Genomic DNA, 14,314 nt, shown 5'->3' with positions numbered 1-14,314 from the left:
CGGACCGCTCTCCCACCCCGGGTGGGAGGGCGGTCCGGACACCCGGGGCCGTCAGAAGTCGAAGAGGTCCTCGAGCCAGGACTCGCGCTTCTTGCGCTTGCCCCGGTCGTGGCCGTAGCCACCGCGGTCGTCGTACCCGCGCGCGTAGCCGCCGCGGTCATCGCGGTCGTACCCGCGCTCGGGCGGCCGGTCGTACGAGCCGTAATTGCGCGTGTCACCGAGACGGGGGTCCGGCGCGGCAGCGCCTGGGACGGCCCGGGGGTCGACCCCCGGCACCGCGGGCCCGGCACGGTCGATGATCTTGTCGAGCTCACCCCGGTCCAGCCAGATGCCGCGGCACACGGGGCAGTAGTCGATCTCGACGCCCTGGCGCTCGGTCATGACGAGCTGGGCCTGGTCCACGGGGCACTGCATGGTGTGCGCTCCTTCAGGTCGGGACGAGGACGAACCTACGCGAGTCCAGCGTCGGCGCCGGTGCCCCCCTGTGCCGCTGGCCCCACCCCGAGGCGCCGGGCCAGGGCCATCGCGTCGAACGGTGCGCGGACCTTCACGTCGTTGTCGAAGTAGACGTACACGTCCCGGGGGCGGTCCGCGGCCGGCGGTGACACCCGGGGCCCGTCGGGCGGGGTGGCGCCCGTGGACCAGGCGCGGACCTTCGCGGCCCACCGGTCCAGCGACGCGTCGTCGTACCCGGAGACGTACAGCTCGCTCTCCCCGTGCAGGCGCACGTACACGACGTCGCTGGTCAGGTCCTCCAGGTGCGGCCAGCGCCCCGCGGTGTCGGCGACCACGAGGCCGATGTCGTGCGCCCGCAGCAGCGCGGGGAACGCCGGGGTGAGGAACGTGTCGTGCCGGACCTCGAGGACGTGCCGCAGCGGCCGGTCCTGCTCGACGGTCGTCAGCGCGCGGCCCTCGGGGACCTTGTCGTCGTGCTGCTCCGCCAGGCGCGCGGCCGCGGCGGTGGACCGCGGCAGCAGGTCGAAGAACCGGGCGAGCCGGTCGGCGTCGAAGCCCAGGTTGGGCGGCAGCTGCCACAGCACGGGACCGGTGCGGTCCTCGAGCGCGAGGACCCCCGACGCCCAGAAGTTGGCCAGCGGCACCTCGACGCCGGCGAGCTTCTTCATGTGCGTGACGAAGCGGGGACCCTTGACCGAGAACACGAAGTCGTCGGGCGTCTCGGCCCGCCACGCGCGGTAGCTGTCGGGGCGCTGCAACGAGTAGAACGACCCGTTGATCTCGATCGAGCCCAGCTGCCGTGACGCGTGCTCCAGCTCGCGCCGCTGCTGCAGCCCGGGCGGGTAGAACACCCCCCGCCAGGGGGCGTACCGCCACCCCGAGATGCCGATGCGCACGTCCCCGCTGGTCACGCCGACGACTCTAGGAGCGCGGCGCGCGGCGCACCTCCGCAGGCGTGACCCGACGACCTGCGGGGCAGGGCGCCCGCGTCGGGACCCCCAGGTCGCCGGGCTACCCTGCTGGGGACCCGACCTGCTGGAGGAACTGTGCGCGACCGCGCCAAGCGCACCCGCACGACCGCTGTGGTCGTGGTGGCCGCCCTGGTCGGCAGCAGCCTGCTCGGGGCGCTCGCCGCGTTCGGCAGCGGGGGCGGCGGGCCGGCCGTCGAGATCCCCGCACAGGGTCCGTGGACGGTGCTCGTGGCCGGTGACCTGCGGACCGTCGCGGCGTGCGCCGACGACGCGGCGGTCGTCGACGCCTACGTCAGCGCGGACGCACCGTCCGCCGGCGGCGGGATCGTCATGGCGTCCGACGCCCGCGTCGCGGACGTCGAGCGGGTCGTGCAGTGCGTCGGGAACGTCATCGACCCCGCGATGATCAGCGTGGTGCAGACGCCGCCGTCGGCGTGACGCGGCCCGGCGCCGCCACGGCCTGACGCCGCGGCCTGCGCGCCACGACCACCCGCGGCCGGTCAGCCGCGCGGCGGCTGGATCACGGTCGCGTCACCGGTCGCCCCGGCGGCACGCGCGGCGGCCACGGTCGTCTCGACGTCGACGAGCGGGCCCTCGACCAGCAGCGGCTCCCCCGCGCCGCTGCCGCCCGACCACCGCACCCCCGCCCCTGCGGGCGGACGGAAGGCGGTCCCGGCCGGCAGGTGCACGACGGCCGCCGCGCGCACGCCCGGGTCGTCGACGCGGCGGACCCGCACGCCGCGCACCTGCGGGAGCCGCTCGACGGTGCGGGCCAGGAGGCGGGCCCGGCGCTCCCCCGCTCGGAACGTCACGACCACGAGGCCCGCGTCGTCGTGGACGTCGCCGGTGGCCATGGAGTCGACGTTGACGCCGCGGGTGGAGAAGACGCCCGCGAGCGCGGAGATCGCGCCCGTGCGGTGCTCGGTGCGGACCCAGCCCACCCACCGGGTGTCGTCGTCACCCGCGAGACCGGCGGGGGCGGCGGTGTCGGTCATCGCGGCGGCTCCCCGGTCGTGGGCGTGGCGGGGTCGGAGGTGGGGGGGTCGGAGGTGGCAGCGACGGCCGCGGCGCCCGTCCACGGCGCGCACGCCGCGGCGACGGCGGCGCCGGCCTCGGCCAGCCGGGCGTCCTCGTCGGGCGGCAGCGGGTCGAGCAGCACGCGGGACCACCCCTCCGGGCCGAGCACCACGGGCACGCCGAGCACCCCGTGCACGGGCGACCCGCCGACGCTCACCTCTCCCTCGAGCGCCACCTGCCCGGCCACGACGATGTCCCGGCCGTCGAGGATCGTCTCCACGAGGTCGATCGTCGCCGACGCCGTCCCGGTGGCCGTCTTCGCGCCGGACTGGTGCGTCATCCACGGGCGGGCCAGCGCGCGCAGGTCCGGCGGCCAGGAGTCGATGAGCGCGAACGCCGCCGCCACGTCGGTCGCGGCGACGGTGAGCAGCTCGGCCTTGGCCCGCGCGACCTCCGCGGGGAACGTCGCGAGGGTGCGCCCCTGCCGCAGCCGCGCGACGGCCCGCTGCCGCTCGGCGACGTCGAGGCCGCTGATCCGCACGGTGGACCACAGCGGGACGGCGTCGTCGCCGTGCTGCCCGCCGACGAACCCGCCGACCCGGTGCCGCCGCACGCCGAGCTGCACGGCGATCTCACGGCGGAACCGCAGGGTGTCGAGCCACGCGCCCATGCCGACCACCCGGTGCCGCCCCAGCCGCTCGGCGAGGATCGCGACGCCCAGCTCGACCGGGTTGGACACCACCACCACGACCTCGCTGCCGGACCCGTGGGCGGCCAGCGCGTCCGCGTACGCCCGGAACACGTCGGCGTTGGCGGCGGCGAGCACGGCCCGGCTCGGCGGGACGCCGCCGCTGCCCGCGGGGGCCGTGCGACCCGCGGCCACGACGACGACGTCGGCGACCACCTCGGCCGGGTCGAGCGCCACGTCCAGCAGCGGCGCGTGCTCGTCGTAGGCGTCGACCAGGTCGGCGCGCAGCCCGTGCACGGCCCGCCCGGACGTCCCGCCGGGGCGCCCGACCAGCTGCAGCCGCGACGTCGTCGGCAGCACCTGCCGCTCGACGAGCTGCGTGCAGATCTGCCGTCCGACGTCGCCTGTCGCCCCGAGCACCGCCACGTCCATGCGGGTGAGGCTACGGGGGGCAGGTGTCGTGCGCGTTGCGTCGCCCGGGCGCGGCTGCCGCCCGCGGCGTCAGAGCCCGCGCTGCCAGGCCACCACCCGGTCGGCCGCCTCCGCCACCACCTGCGGCGAGGACGCGAACGACAGCCGCACCCAGCTCCGGCCACCGACGGGGTCGAAGTCGCTGCCCGGGGTGATCGCGACGCCCGCCTCGTCGAGCAGGCGTGCGCAGTACGTCACCGCGTCCAGGCCCGTGCGCGACACGTCGCCGTACAGGTAGAACGCGCCGTCCGCGGGGGCGACGGGGTCCCAGCCCAGGTCCGGCAGCCGGTCGAGCAGCAGCGCGCGGGACTCCGCGTACCGCTCGACGTTGGCGCGCGCGGCGGCCATGCCGTCGGGGCTGAAGGCCGCGACGCCCGCGTGCTGCGCGAGCGCCGGCGGGCACAGGGCGACGTTGCCCGCGAGCGCGTCGACGGGTGCGACCAGGTCGTCGGGCAGGACGAGCCAGCCCAGCCGCCAGCCGGTCATGGCCCAGTACTTGGAGAACGAGTTGACGACGACGGCGCCCGTGCCGAGGTACCGGGCGGCGGTGGCGGTCGCGGGGGTGGCGCCGGACGCGTCGGGGTAGGTGATGCCGTGGTAGATCTCGTCGCTGACCAGCCGCACGCCGTGCTCGCCGCACCAGTCCGCGAGCGCCGCGAGCTCGCCCGGCTCGATCATGGTGCCCGTCGGGTTGGCGGGCGACGCGACGACCAGCCCCTCGACGGGCCGGTCCAGCGCCTCGAGCTGCGCCACCGTCGGCTGGTAGCGCTGCTCGGGACCGCACGGCAGGTCGACGACCTCGCAGCCCAGCGCGGTGAGGATGTTCGCGTACGCCGGGTACCCGGGGCGGGCGAGCGCGACGCGGTCGCCGACGTCGAACGCCGCGAGGAACGCGAGCATGAACCCGCCCGACGACCCGGTGGTCACCGCGACCCGGGCCGGATCCACGTCGACGCCGTACGTGGCGCGGTAGTGCTCGGCGATGGCGGCCCGCAGGCCAGGGGCGCCGAGCGACTCGGTGTACCCCAGGTCCCCGGACGTCAGCAGCTCGATCGCCCGCTGCCGCACCACCTCCGAGGCGCCCGTGGACGGCTCACCGGCGCACAGGTTGAGCACGTGCTCCCCGGCGGCGCGGCGCGCGTTGGCGGCCGCGAGGATCTTCATGACGGCGAACGGGGGGACGTGGGCGCGGGCGGCGACCTTCATGGGCCCCAGTGTCCACGCTCCCGCGGTGCGTCGGTGCCGGTCGGCCCCGGGGCGCACCGCGCCGCGAGACGTCAGGTCGCCAGCGAGACGATCGACGCGACGCTGATCGCGACGACGACGGCGTTGAACACGAACGCCGCCAGCGCGTGCCCGGTGACGGTCCGGCGCAGCGCGCTGCGGGTGACCTCGACGTCCGTCGTGCCGAACGTGGTGGCGACGGCCACCGCGACGTACAGGTAGTCCGCGAAGACGCGCGGCTCGTCCCCGGCGAAGCGCAGCCCGCCGTCGAGCAGGTCGCGGCGCAGGTAGTCGATCGCGTACGTGACGACCATCGTCGCCCACGCGCTGACGACCAGGACGATCCCGACCGCCACGAGCGCCGGCTGGGGCAGACCGCTGGGCAGCCCGCCGCTCTGCGGCAGCACGACGACCGCCGTCACCATGGCGCCGAGCCCGACCGCGAGCGCGGCACCGGCCCCCGGCTCGGTGAGCAGCAGCCACCGGTGCAGCGGCCCGCGTCGGGGCATCGACGCGGCGGCGCGCGCGACGACCTCCGGCCCGGCCGGCAGGTAGATCGCGAGCGTCAGCAGGACGTAGAGCGCCTGGTACGCCGCCATGCCGACGAGCAGGCCGTCGACCAGGGTCCAGGGCCCACCTGCCCCGATCGCGTGGCCCGACACACCGAGCGTGATGCCGACCGCACCCCCGAGGGAGGAGCGGACGGTCTCGGTGAGGGCGAGGTCGTGGAGCCGTCGTCCGAGCGCACGTCCCGACGCGCCGCGCCATGTCCGGACGACGCCGCTGCGCTCCCCTGCCACGGCCCGGACACTACTGGCGGGCACAGTCCCCCGACGCACGCGTGACCTGCGGGGTTGTGCAGCCGACACGTCCCGGCCGACCGGCGGACGACCGGGACGGGAGCGGCCGGCTACCCGGCCGTGGCCACCGGCGCCAGGGGCCGGCGTGCCACCGTCAGCACGTGCGTGTCGGGCCACTCGACGGGTGCGCCCGTGACGGGGTCGCGCAGCGCGGCCCCGACGCGCAGCCGGTTCTCGACGAACCAGTCGTTGCGCCACGGCCCGCTGCCGGGCTCGAGCTCGAACCCGACGCCCTCGAGCAGCGCACGCCAGTCGTCACCGGTCATGTCGCAGAACCGCTCGTGGCACTCCGAGAGCCAGGAGTCGGTGTAGTCGCGTGTGTACAGGTACTCCATCGCGGTGCGCAGGGGCGTGCGCGCGACGCTGCGGACCTGCCCGACCTCGACCCACTCGACCTCCACGGCCGCGCCGGACAGGGCCGGGAAGTCCCGCGCGAACTGCACCAGCCGCGCCGCGGGCGACAGCGCGGCGACGTGGGCGGCGGCCTCGGCGCGCGGCAGCCCCGACAGGTCCCGCGGGGGGACGGCCGCGTCCCCGTCGAGCACGAGGTCGACGACGCGCTCGGGGTCCGCCGGGCCCAGCACGTCGGAGTTGATCCACACGCCGCCCGGCCGCGTGTGCGCGAAGATCCGCGCGGCCAGCAGCTCCAGGTCGTCACGGCCGCGGCCGTAGCTGGAGATCTCGTGGGTCAGCGCGATCGTCGTCGTCGTGTCGACCGAGCGGTCCGGGAACACCGGGCCCAGCAGCAGGTTGCGCTGCGCGAAGAACACGTTGGGGTTGGCGAACACGCCCTGCGCGCGGCGGTGCTCGGCCTCGGCGACCAGGTGGCGCGACACGTCGACGCCGTACAGGTCGGACTCCGCCAGGCGCGGGTCCTTCGCGGCCCGCTCCAGCAGCCCGCCGGCCGCGCAGCCCAGGTCGACGACCCGACCCGGGCGCACGTGCGGGGCCACCTGCGCCCACTTGCGGTCCGAGGCGTCGTCGAAGGCCGCGGTGTAGGTCGTGTAGTCGCGGGTCTCGGTGAGGTCGCCGTCGTCCTGCACGGTCGGGTCGGTGTGCACCAGCCGGACGTGCTCGTCGAGGCGGTACCGCTCGTAGAACGCGACGGCGTCCGGGTGCGCGAGCGCGCGCCACGCGTCGTCGCCGGCGACCATCCGCTCGAGCACGTCCCACGGCCGCACCGGGTCGCGCGGGTCGCCGGCCTCGACGGCCGCGATGCGGAAGCCCTCCGCCGCGTACAGCGCCGCGACGTCCGGCGTGGAGCACGCCACGACCGTCTCGGCGGGCGTCAGCGCCTCACCCAGCACCAGCTCGCACGTGGCCAGCACGGTGTGCGCGAACCGCGGGCTCGGGGGCACGTCGGCCACGGGGACGACGAGCGAGGGCAGCCCCGCGCGCGTCGTCACCGTCTCGACCATCGCCTCGCGACGGTGCGCCGGGACGGGGTTGCGCCGGGTGCCGCTGTGCGTGGCGGAGGTCAGCGCCCACACCACCCGCGCGTCGGGCGCGCAGGTCACGGGCTCGCCGGCGGTGTCGACGACCTTGCCGGCGAGCAGGTCGCCCAGGTACGCGACCTGGAACGCGGTGACCATGTGGTGACGGCCGGGGAACAGGACGTGGCGGATCGCGGGAGGCGGGGTCACGGGAGGCACAGCGAGCACCGTGCCACACCCCGGCGGGACGTCACGTCAGGCGCGGGGGTGATCCGCCGCGTCGTCGGGGTGCGCGTCCTGCCGCGCGGCGAGCGCCTCGCGGACGAAGTCGACGATGCCGTCGGCCGCCGCCTCGATCTCGGCGAGCGTCGTCTCGAAGCCCTCCTCGGGGCCGTACCAGGGATCGTCGACGTCGAGGACGTGCTCGGGCTGACCGGGCTCCGTCGGCGCGGCCGGGTCGAAGGTCCGGAACATGCGGACCCGCCCGGTCAGGGCCGGGTCGCCGTCCGCCAGGCGGCGCAGGGCGCGGGCGTGCGCCGCGGTCATGGGCAGGACGAGGTCCCGCGCGGCGAGGTCGGTCGGACGGGTCTGCCGCGCCCGGTGGCCGTCGCCCGTCGGGTAGCCGTGCCGTCGCAGGACGGCGCGCGCCCGCCAGTCGACCGGGTTGCCGTGCTCCTCGTCGCTGATGCCGGTGGAGTCGACCCGCACCGCGTCGGCCAGGCCGGCCTCCGCGAACCGCTCGCGGAGCACGATCTCCGCCATCGGGGAACGGCAGATGTTGCCGGTGCAGACGGTCATCACGCGGTACGGACTGGTCACCGGGCCATCCTCGCAGCATCCTCGCGACAGCCTGCTGGATCGTTACAACGTGGGGGTGATCCTCATCGACCTCACATTCCCCGCCCTCGGCCACGCTCGACCCCGGTGAGGTACGGCACGCGCCGCCCCGGGCGGCGGGCCCGGTGCGGCGTCGGAAGATGGTGGGGTGGACCCCGCAGCCGACCGTGCGCAGCGCCTCGTCGCCGCCGTGCGCATGCGCGACGCGGCGACGGTGCTGCACCTGGACGCCGACGCGTTCTTCGCGGCCGTCGAGCAGCGCGACAAGCCGTCGCTGCGGGGCAAGCCGGTGCTGGTCGGCGGGATCGGCGGGCGCGGGGTCGTCTCGACCGCCTCCTACGAGGCGCGGCGGCACGGCGCGCGCTCCGCGATGCCCATGTCACGGGCCCGGCGCCTGAGCCCCGGGGCCGCGGTGCTGACGCCCCGGTTCGCCGCCTACGCCGCGTACTCGCAGGTCATCATGGGGGTCCTGCGGGACCTCACGCCCGCGGTCGAGCCCCTGTCGATCGACGAGGCCTTCGCCGACCTCGCCCTCGCGCCCGGCGACGTCGGGGAGCCGGAGGACGTCGCCGCGCGCGTCCAGGCCCGCGTCACCGAGCTCACCGGACTCACCGTGTCCGTGGGCGTCGGCCGCTCCAAGCTGGTCGCCAAGATCGCGTCCGACCTGCGCAAGCCCGGCGGCGTCGTGGTGGTGCGCCCCGAGGACGAGGACGACGTGCTGCTGCCGCTGGACGTGCGGACCCTGCCCGGGGTCGGCCCCGCGACGCAGGGCGCGCTCGAGCGCCTGGGCGTGCGGACCGTCGCCGACCTGCGCCGCCAGCCGCTCGACACCCTGACGATGACGCTCGGCGAGGCGCACGGCACCGGGCTGTACCTGATGTCCCGCGGGCTGGACGACCGGCCCGTCGTCACGACCTCCGAGCGCAAGTCCGCCGGCGCCGAGCGCACCTTCGCTGCCGACCTGCGCGGCAAGGCCCTGGTGCTGTCGGCCGTCGACGACGTGGTCGACGAGGCGCTGCAGCGCCTGGAGCGGCACGGCGGCGCGGCGCGCACCGTCGTCGCCAAGGTCCGCTACGCCGACTTCTCGACCGTCACGCGCTCCGTGACGTTCCCGCACCCGACGGCCTCGGAGTCCGAGCTGCGCGACGCCGCGCGGCGTGCGGTGCTCGCGGCGGGGGTCGTGGAGCCGGTGCGGCTGCTGGGCGTCGCGTTCCACGCCCTGTCGTCGCACGCCCAGCTGGCCCTCGACCTCGACGCGCACCTGTTCGACGCCCCGCGGCGGGCCGTCGTCGGGGAGCACGACCACGTGGGCGGGCGGCTGGCAGTGGTCGACGCGGCGGCGCCCGCGGGCGACCGGCCGGAGGGCACGGACGGCACGGGCGGCACGGAGGGCACCGACGGCGCGGACGGCACGGAGGGCACGGACGGCGGACCCGACGGCACCGCCCCCGGGCCCGACGACGGCGAGGACCGCACCGGGGACCCCGGCACCGCCGTGCCCGACCCCTCGCAGCCGGCATCGCTCGACGGCACCCCCGCACCCGACGTCGACGAGGTCGTCGCGGCGCTCGTCGCGGACGACGCGCGGCTGGTGGGCGCGGAGAAGGCCGTCGTCGGCCGCCCGCTCGGCGGGTCCGCGGTGGGCCGTCCGCTGGACGCGTCGAACTCCCGGCCGGGGCTGGACGTGGAGCACGCGACCCTCGGACGCGGCTGGGTGGTGCACGTGCGCGGACGCGAGGCCACGGTGCGGTTCGAGACCGCCCTGACACCACCGGCGCGGTCGCGCGTCCTCGACCTGGACACGGACGCGCTCGTGCTCGTCGAGCCGGTGGGCGTCACACCGCCGTCGGCGGTGCCGTCGGAGGTGCCGTCGGAGCTGCGCCGCCACGGCTGAGGGCGGCGACCCCGGCGGCGACCGCCACGCCCACAGCCGCTCCGACGACCAGCTGGGCGGCCAGCTCGGCACCGGGCAGGGGCCGGGCGGGCCGGGTGGCCAGCAGGGTGGCGACGGTGAGGGCCACGAGCAGGACCACCTCGAGGACGGTCCACCAGCGCGTGCCGTCGCGGCGGGTCCGCGCGCGCACGGTGCTGACGCCCGCGACCGTCATCGCCGCGACGAGCGCGGCCGGGCCGAGGTCGGTCAGCACCCACGCCAGGACCAGCACACCGCTCATGACGGCACGCACCCACAGGTCCGGGTCGCGGTACCAGGGTGCGTCGCCGGCGTCACGCGGGTCGGGCCCGCGGTAGGCCTGCGGGTCGACGGGCCGTGCGGCCGGGATGCCCGACGTGTCCTGGTGTGCGTCCACCCGCACATCCTGGCGGGCGGCGACCCGTTCGCGCAGGCGTTCCGGATCGGGGACGCCTGCGCCTCACCCCGACGGGTCAGTCGCGGGCCGTCAGGACCACGGGACCGCGCTTGGTGATCGCGACCGTGTGCTCCGCGTGGGCGGCGAGCGACCCGTCGGCGGTGCGGATGGTCCACCCGTCGTCGTCGACGACGTAGTCGTTGCCGCCGGCCATGAACCAGGGCTCGATCGCGATCACCAGGCCCGGCTTGAGCCGGCCGCCGCTGCCGGGGCGCCCGTCGTTCGGCACGTGCGGGTCCTCGTGCATGGTCCGGCCCACGCCGTGCCCGCCGAAGTCGGTGTTCAGCCCGTAGCCACCCTGGCGCGCGATGCGTCCGATCGCCGCCGAGACGTCGCCCATCCGCGCGTTCGGCTGCGCGGCGGCGATGCCGGCGGCCAGCGCCTGCTCGGTCGCCGCGATGAGGCGCTGCGCCTCGGGGGTCTGCGTGCCCAGCTGGAACGTCAGCGCCGAGTCCGCGACCCAGCCCTCGACCTGGCACGCGAAGTCGATGCTCAGCACGTCGCCGTCCTGCAGCACCCGCTCCGACGGCAGGCCGTGCAGCGCGTCGGCGTTGACCGACGTGCACAGGACGCCCGGGTACGGCATCGCCCCGAAGCTCGGGTGGTAGCCCAGGTAGACGGAGTGCGCGCCGGCCTTCGCGATCAGCTCGCGGGCGTGCGCGTCGAGGTCGTTCGTCGTCATGCCGACACGGGCGAACTCGCGCAACGACGTCAGGACGTCGGCCACGAACCGCCCCGCGGGGCGCATCTGCTCGATCTCTGCGGGGGACTTGAGTGCCACGGCACCAGCCTCTCATCCGTCGCGGACGCGAGAGGCGGACCCCCGGCGGGCAGGGAACAGCCCGTGGGCCGGGTCCCCTGGACGGGGGCCCTGCCGCGAGGGACGAGGTCGCGGCTCCCACGGGCTGCGGTGACTGCCGGTACTCGCCGGCCGCCCTGCCGGCTGGTGCCGGCGGAGCATGAGCGGATCGAGCAGTCCGTCCGATGACTCGGGCGGCTAGCGGGCAGCCACCTCACGCGTCCGGAAAGACTTCATGTCTCGGACCACCTCCCTTCCGTGTACCGACGACGCTACGTCGCGCCCCGCGCGCCGCCAAGGGGTTTTCCCGACGGCTCGCAGCGGGCCGGCGCGTCAGACGGTGGCGGACCGGGTGGCGGCCGCGCCCGCCCCGGCGCGCCGGGACGCGGGCGGGCGTGACATCACCATGGGCGGGGACGCGAGGCCCCGCACCGGGCCGACGTCGACGAACCCGTGCCGCCGGTACAGGCGGCGGTTCTGCTCCGTCGACGACTCGAGGTGGGCGGCGGCGTCCTGCGCGTCGACCACGGCCAACCGGCTGCGCAGCAGCGCCGTGCCGACGCCGGCGCCGCGCGCCCGGGCCGCGACGCCGACCTCCTGCAGGTACCAGTGCGGGGACCGCGGGCGGTGCCGGTCGATCGCGTGCTTGGTGGACGCGGCCCGCAGCAGGCCGCCGATCCCGCAGGCGCGGGCGAAGGACGGCAGCTGCGCGGCGAGCTGCACGACGCTCGTGACCGTGCCCGGGGCCTCCCAGATCGCGACGCCCAGCACGTCCGGGTCGCCCGGGTGCCGGGCGAGGTCGACGGTCGCGTCGGCGACGGCCGGTCGCAGCAGGGCGACGAAGAGGTGCTCCAGGCGGGCCTGCCGGTCGGCCGGCTCCCCGCCTCCCACCAGCGGGGCCGTCACCGGGTCGTCCGCGAACGCCTCGGCCAGGACCACCGCCGCGGCGCCGACGTCGCTCGGTGCAGCGGGGGCGACGATGATCACGGGTTCTCCAGCGGACGGTGCACGAGGGGGGCGCGGGGATGCGAGGTGCTCACGCTAGGCCGAGTTGGCCATGCGTCCAAGTCGGTTGGCCAAGTCTGCCTAGGATGGTGCGGTGAGCACGACGGGGAGCGGGTCCCACCGACCCGTCGACGAGCGCCGGGCGCAGCTGCTCGACGCCGCGGTCGCCCTGCTGCGCGAGCAGGGCCTGGCCGGCCTCACCACCCGCGCCGTGACGACCCGGGCCGGCCTGCCGCACGGGATCTTCCACTACGCGTTCGGCTCCAAGGCGGCGCTCGTGCGCGCCCTCGTCGACCGCGAGCTGACCGGCGCCGCGGCGGCCTGGGGAGCCGCCGTCGCCACGGACGACCTGGAGACGGCGCTGCGCCGCGCGGTGCGCGCCCAGCTCGACATCGTCCGCGCCGACCCCGAGCACCAGGCGATGGTGTTCGAGCTGATCCGCGCCGCCCGTGACGACGCGGGACCCAGTGTCGTCACCTGGGAGCGGCAGCAGTACCTGGCGGAGATCGAGCGACAGCTCGCCGCGTGGTCGCAGCACGGGGCCGTCACGTGGTCGGCACCCGTCCCGCACGTGGCCGCACTCGTGCTGTCCGCGTCGGACGGCATCATCCAGGCCTGGGTCGCCGACCACGACGACGAGCGAGCCGACGCGTCGGTCGACCTGCTGGCGCGCGCCGTCGCCTCGCTCGCCGCCACCGCCTGACGCGGTCACCTCACCACTCTCCCCCGGCCACCGCCCGAACCGCACCGCGCGACCGGCCGCAGGGACGCCCCCGGGGCACCGGGGAACGGGCGCGACAGGGGTGCGGCGGACAGCGCATCCCGTCGAGCGGGTCCGGCAGACCCCCTGGTCAGGCGGTCCCCTCTGCGACCGAATGGATGATTTGGTCACGAGTTGGACAGAAGTTCACCACGAACCGGGTGTTTGCCTCTATTGTCCGTTACGCCCGATGGCGCGGCCGCTGCCGTCCGGCACCCGTCCACGCGTCCGCGGCCGAGGAGTGCCCCCGTGAACCCCCGTCTCCCCATCGTCCTCCTGTCCGCCGCAGCGCTGCTCGTGCTGCCCGCCACCGCCGCCACCGCCGGCGGCGGCCACCACGGCTCCACCAAGCCCGGCTACTCGTCCGGCCCGGACAAGGGCAAGCCCGGCTCGAGCAAGCCCGCACCGGGCAAGCCCGGCACCCCGGCGCCCGCACCTGCCGACCTCTGCGGTGGCAAGCGCGCCGGTGAGCCGATCGCGTGGGACTCCTACACGTGCGAGAAGGCGACCGGCTACTTCCTGTACAAGAAGCTGGACACCCGCAAGCCCGCCGCCTTCCACAACAGCGGCCCCCAGCACCGCGTCGCCCTGCACCCCGTGTGGGCGTGGCCGTCGGCGGACGGCTCGCTGCGCCACGGCGCGTCCACCAAGCTGCCGAAGAAGGCGGAGATCATCCCGCTCGAGCTCGGCACCGAGGACGCCGCCGCGGTCTGCGCCGCCCCCGAGGCGTACGGCCTGCAGGTGGACCTGGTGGGCAACGGCATCGCCGGCACGCGCGTCGACCTGGCCACGGTCGTGCCGACCGTGATCGTGCCGCCGAGCAGCGGCTTCGCGCCCGAGATCCTGGCCTACTACGGCCACTACGACGTGAAGAAGCTCGTCGACCTCGGCACGCTGTGCGACGCGGGCGAGGTGGTCCCGGCTCCGGCCCCGGAGCCCACGCCCGAGCCGACCCAGGCGCCGACGCCGACGCCCGAGCCGTCGGTCACGCCCACGCCCAGCCCCGAGCCGACACCGGTCGAGGAGGTCGTCGTGGCACCCGAGCCCAGCCCGACGCCGACGGAGCGCGCCGAGGTGCTGCCCGCACCGGCCGAGACGCCGACCCCCGCGGTGACCACCCCGTCGGCACCGACGCCCACGCCCACCGCGACCGAGCGCGCCGAGGTCCTGTCCGCGACGGACGACGGCGACACGCTCGCCGCGACCGGTGCGCAGGTCACGGTCGGCCTGCTCGCCGCCCTCGCCGCCATCGCCGGTGGTGCCGCACTCGTCCTGGCGCGCCGTCGGCAGTCCACGGACGGCTGATCGCACCGCTGACCGTCCGGGCGCCGGCCACCACCGGCAGCCCGGCGGTCAGCCGGCGCGGGCCCGGCGTGGGGCCCGCGCCGAACCCCACCCGTGGACGCTGCGGCGTCCGCCCCCCG

The 14,314-nt window shown here is 76.1% G+C and carries 15 protein-coding genes; 4 read left to right on the top strand and 11 right to left on the bottom strand.

Annotated elements, in window-relative coordinates:
- Window positions 1–51 precede the first annotated feature (51 nt).
- Complete coding sequence (locus KG103_RS00380) at window positions 52–414, bottom strand: TFIIB-type zinc ribbon-containing protein (RefSeq protein WP_207340115.1); 363 nt, start codon at window positions 412–414, stop codon at window positions 52–54.
- 35 nt (window positions 415–449) lie between these two features.
- The gene (locus KG103_RS00375) at window positions 450–1,367 is read right to left on the bottom strand and encodes a DUF72 domain-containing protein (RefSeq protein WP_207340114.1); all 918 of its coding nucleotides are present in this window, start codon (window positions 1,365–1,367) and stop codon (window positions 450–452) included.
- Between the two features lie 135 nt (window positions 1,368–1,502).
- Here KG103_RS00375 and KG103_RS00370 point away from each other — a divergent pair, with 135 nt between their 5' ends.
- Window positions 1,503–1,865: a hypothetical protein gene (locus tag KG103_RS00370; protein WP_207340113.1), complete on the top strand. Its 363-nt coding sequence runs from the start codon at window positions 1,503–1,505 to the stop codon at window positions 1,863–1,865.
- Window positions 1,866–1,927: 62 nt separating this feature from the next.
- On the opposite strand, the gene KG103_RS00365 is transcribed toward KG103_RS00370, so the two are convergent.
- The 6 genes from KG103_RS00365 to KG103_RS00340 form a co-directional block, all read right to left on the bottom strand.
- Window positions 1,928–2,422 (bottom strand): ACT domain-containing protein, encoded by a 495-nt coding sequence (locus KG103_RS00365; protein ID WP_207340112.1) that lies wholly within the window; start codon window positions 2,420–2,422, stop codon window positions 1,928–1,930.
- Window positions 2,419–3,564 (bottom strand): lactate/malate family dehydrogenase, encoded by a 1,146-nt coding sequence (locus KG103_RS00360; protein ID WP_207340111.1) that lies wholly within the window; start codon window positions 3,562–3,564, stop codon window positions 2,419–2,421. Before KG103_RS00360 ends, KG103_RS00365 begins: the two co-directional genes overlap by 4 nt.
- 69 nt (window positions 3,565–3,633) lie before the next feature.
- Window positions 3,634–4,809, bottom strand: a complete 1,176-nt coding sequence (locus KG103_RS00355) for an aminotransferase class I/II-fold pyridoxal phosphate-dependent enzyme (RefSeq protein WP_207340110.1) — start codon at window positions 4,807–4,809, stop codon at window positions 3,634–3,636.
- Between the two features lie 71 nt (window positions 4,810–4,880).
- Complete coding sequence (locus KG103_RS00350; protein WP_207340109.1) at window positions 4,881–5,627, bottom strand: DUF1345 domain-containing protein; 747 nt, start codon at window positions 5,625–5,627, stop codon at window positions 4,881–4,883.
- 110 nt (window positions 5,628–5,737) lie between these two features.
- Entirely contained in the window at window positions 5,738–7,330 is a 1,593-nt protein-coding gene (locus KG103_RS00345) for a class I SAM-dependent methyltransferase (RefSeq protein ID WP_249670677.1), read from the bottom strand.
- A gap of 45 nt (window positions 7,331–7,375) precedes the next feature.
- The gene (locus KG103_RS00340) at window positions 7,376–7,918 is read right to left on the bottom strand and encodes a low molecular weight protein-tyrosine-phosphatase (RefSeq protein WP_207340298.1); all 543 of its coding nucleotides are present in this window, start codon (window positions 7,916–7,918) and stop codon (window positions 7,376–7,378) included.
- Between the two features lie 187 nt (window positions 7,919–8,105).
- Here KG103_RS00340 and KG103_RS00335 point away from each other — a divergent pair, with 187 nt between their 5' ends.
- Window positions 8,106–9,851, top strand: coding sequence for a DNA polymerase IV (locus KG103_RS00335; protein WP_207340108.1), 1,746 nt, complete (start codon window positions 8,106–8,108; stop codon window positions 9,849–9,851).
- On the opposite strand, the gene KG103_RS00330 is transcribed toward KG103_RS00335, so the two are convergent.
- The 3 genes from KG103_RS00330 to KG103_RS00320 form a co-directional block, all read right to left on the bottom strand.
- Window positions 9,793–10,266 carry a hypothetical protein gene (locus KG103_RS00330; protein ID WP_207340107.1) on the bottom strand — a complete coding sequence of 158 codons (474 nt, stop codon included), beginning with the start codon at window positions 10,264–10,266 and terminating at the stop codon, window positions 9,793–9,795. The two genes, KG103_RS00335 and KG103_RS00330, sit on opposite strands and share 59 nt — an antisense overlap.
- A gap of 76 nt (window positions 10,267–10,342) precedes the next feature.
- Window positions 10,343–11,107 carry a type I methionyl aminopeptidase gene (gene map, locus KG103_RS00325; protein ID WP_207340106.1) on the bottom strand — a complete coding sequence of 255 codons (765 nt, stop codon included), beginning with the start codon at window positions 11,105–11,107 and terminating at the stop codon, window positions 10,343–10,345.
- Between the two features lie 351 nt (window positions 11,108–11,458).
- The gene (locus tag KG103_RS00320; RefSeq protein WP_207340105.1) at window positions 11,459–12,112 is read right to left on the bottom strand and encodes a GNAT family N-acetyltransferase; all 654 of its coding nucleotides are present in this window, start codon (window positions 12,110–12,112) and stop codon (window positions 11,459–11,461) included.
- A gap of 112 nt (window positions 12,113–12,224) precedes the next feature.
- On the opposite strand from KG103_RS00320, the gene KG103_RS00315 reads away from it, so the two are divergent.
- Entirely contained in the window at window positions 12,225–12,833 is a 609-nt protein-coding gene (locus KG103_RS00315; RefSeq protein WP_207340104.1) for a TetR/AcrR family transcriptional regulator, read from the top strand.
- 306 nt (window positions 12,834–13,139) lie between these two features.
- Entirely contained in the window at window positions 13,140–14,195 is a 1,056-nt protein-coding gene (locus tag KG103_RS19045) for an LPXTG cell wall anchor domain-containing protein (protein ID WP_207340103.1), read from the top strand.
- Window positions 14,196–14,314: the final 119 nt, after the last annotated feature.

It is taken from the genome of Cellulomonas wangleii, assembly GCF_018388445.1.
In the GTDB taxonomy this organism is placed as follows: domain Bacteria; phylum Actinomycetota; class Actinomycetes; order Actinomycetales; family Cellulomonadaceae; genus Cellulomonas; species Cellulomonas wangleii.
This window is presented reverse-complemented; position numbering and strand designations above follow the sequence as displayed.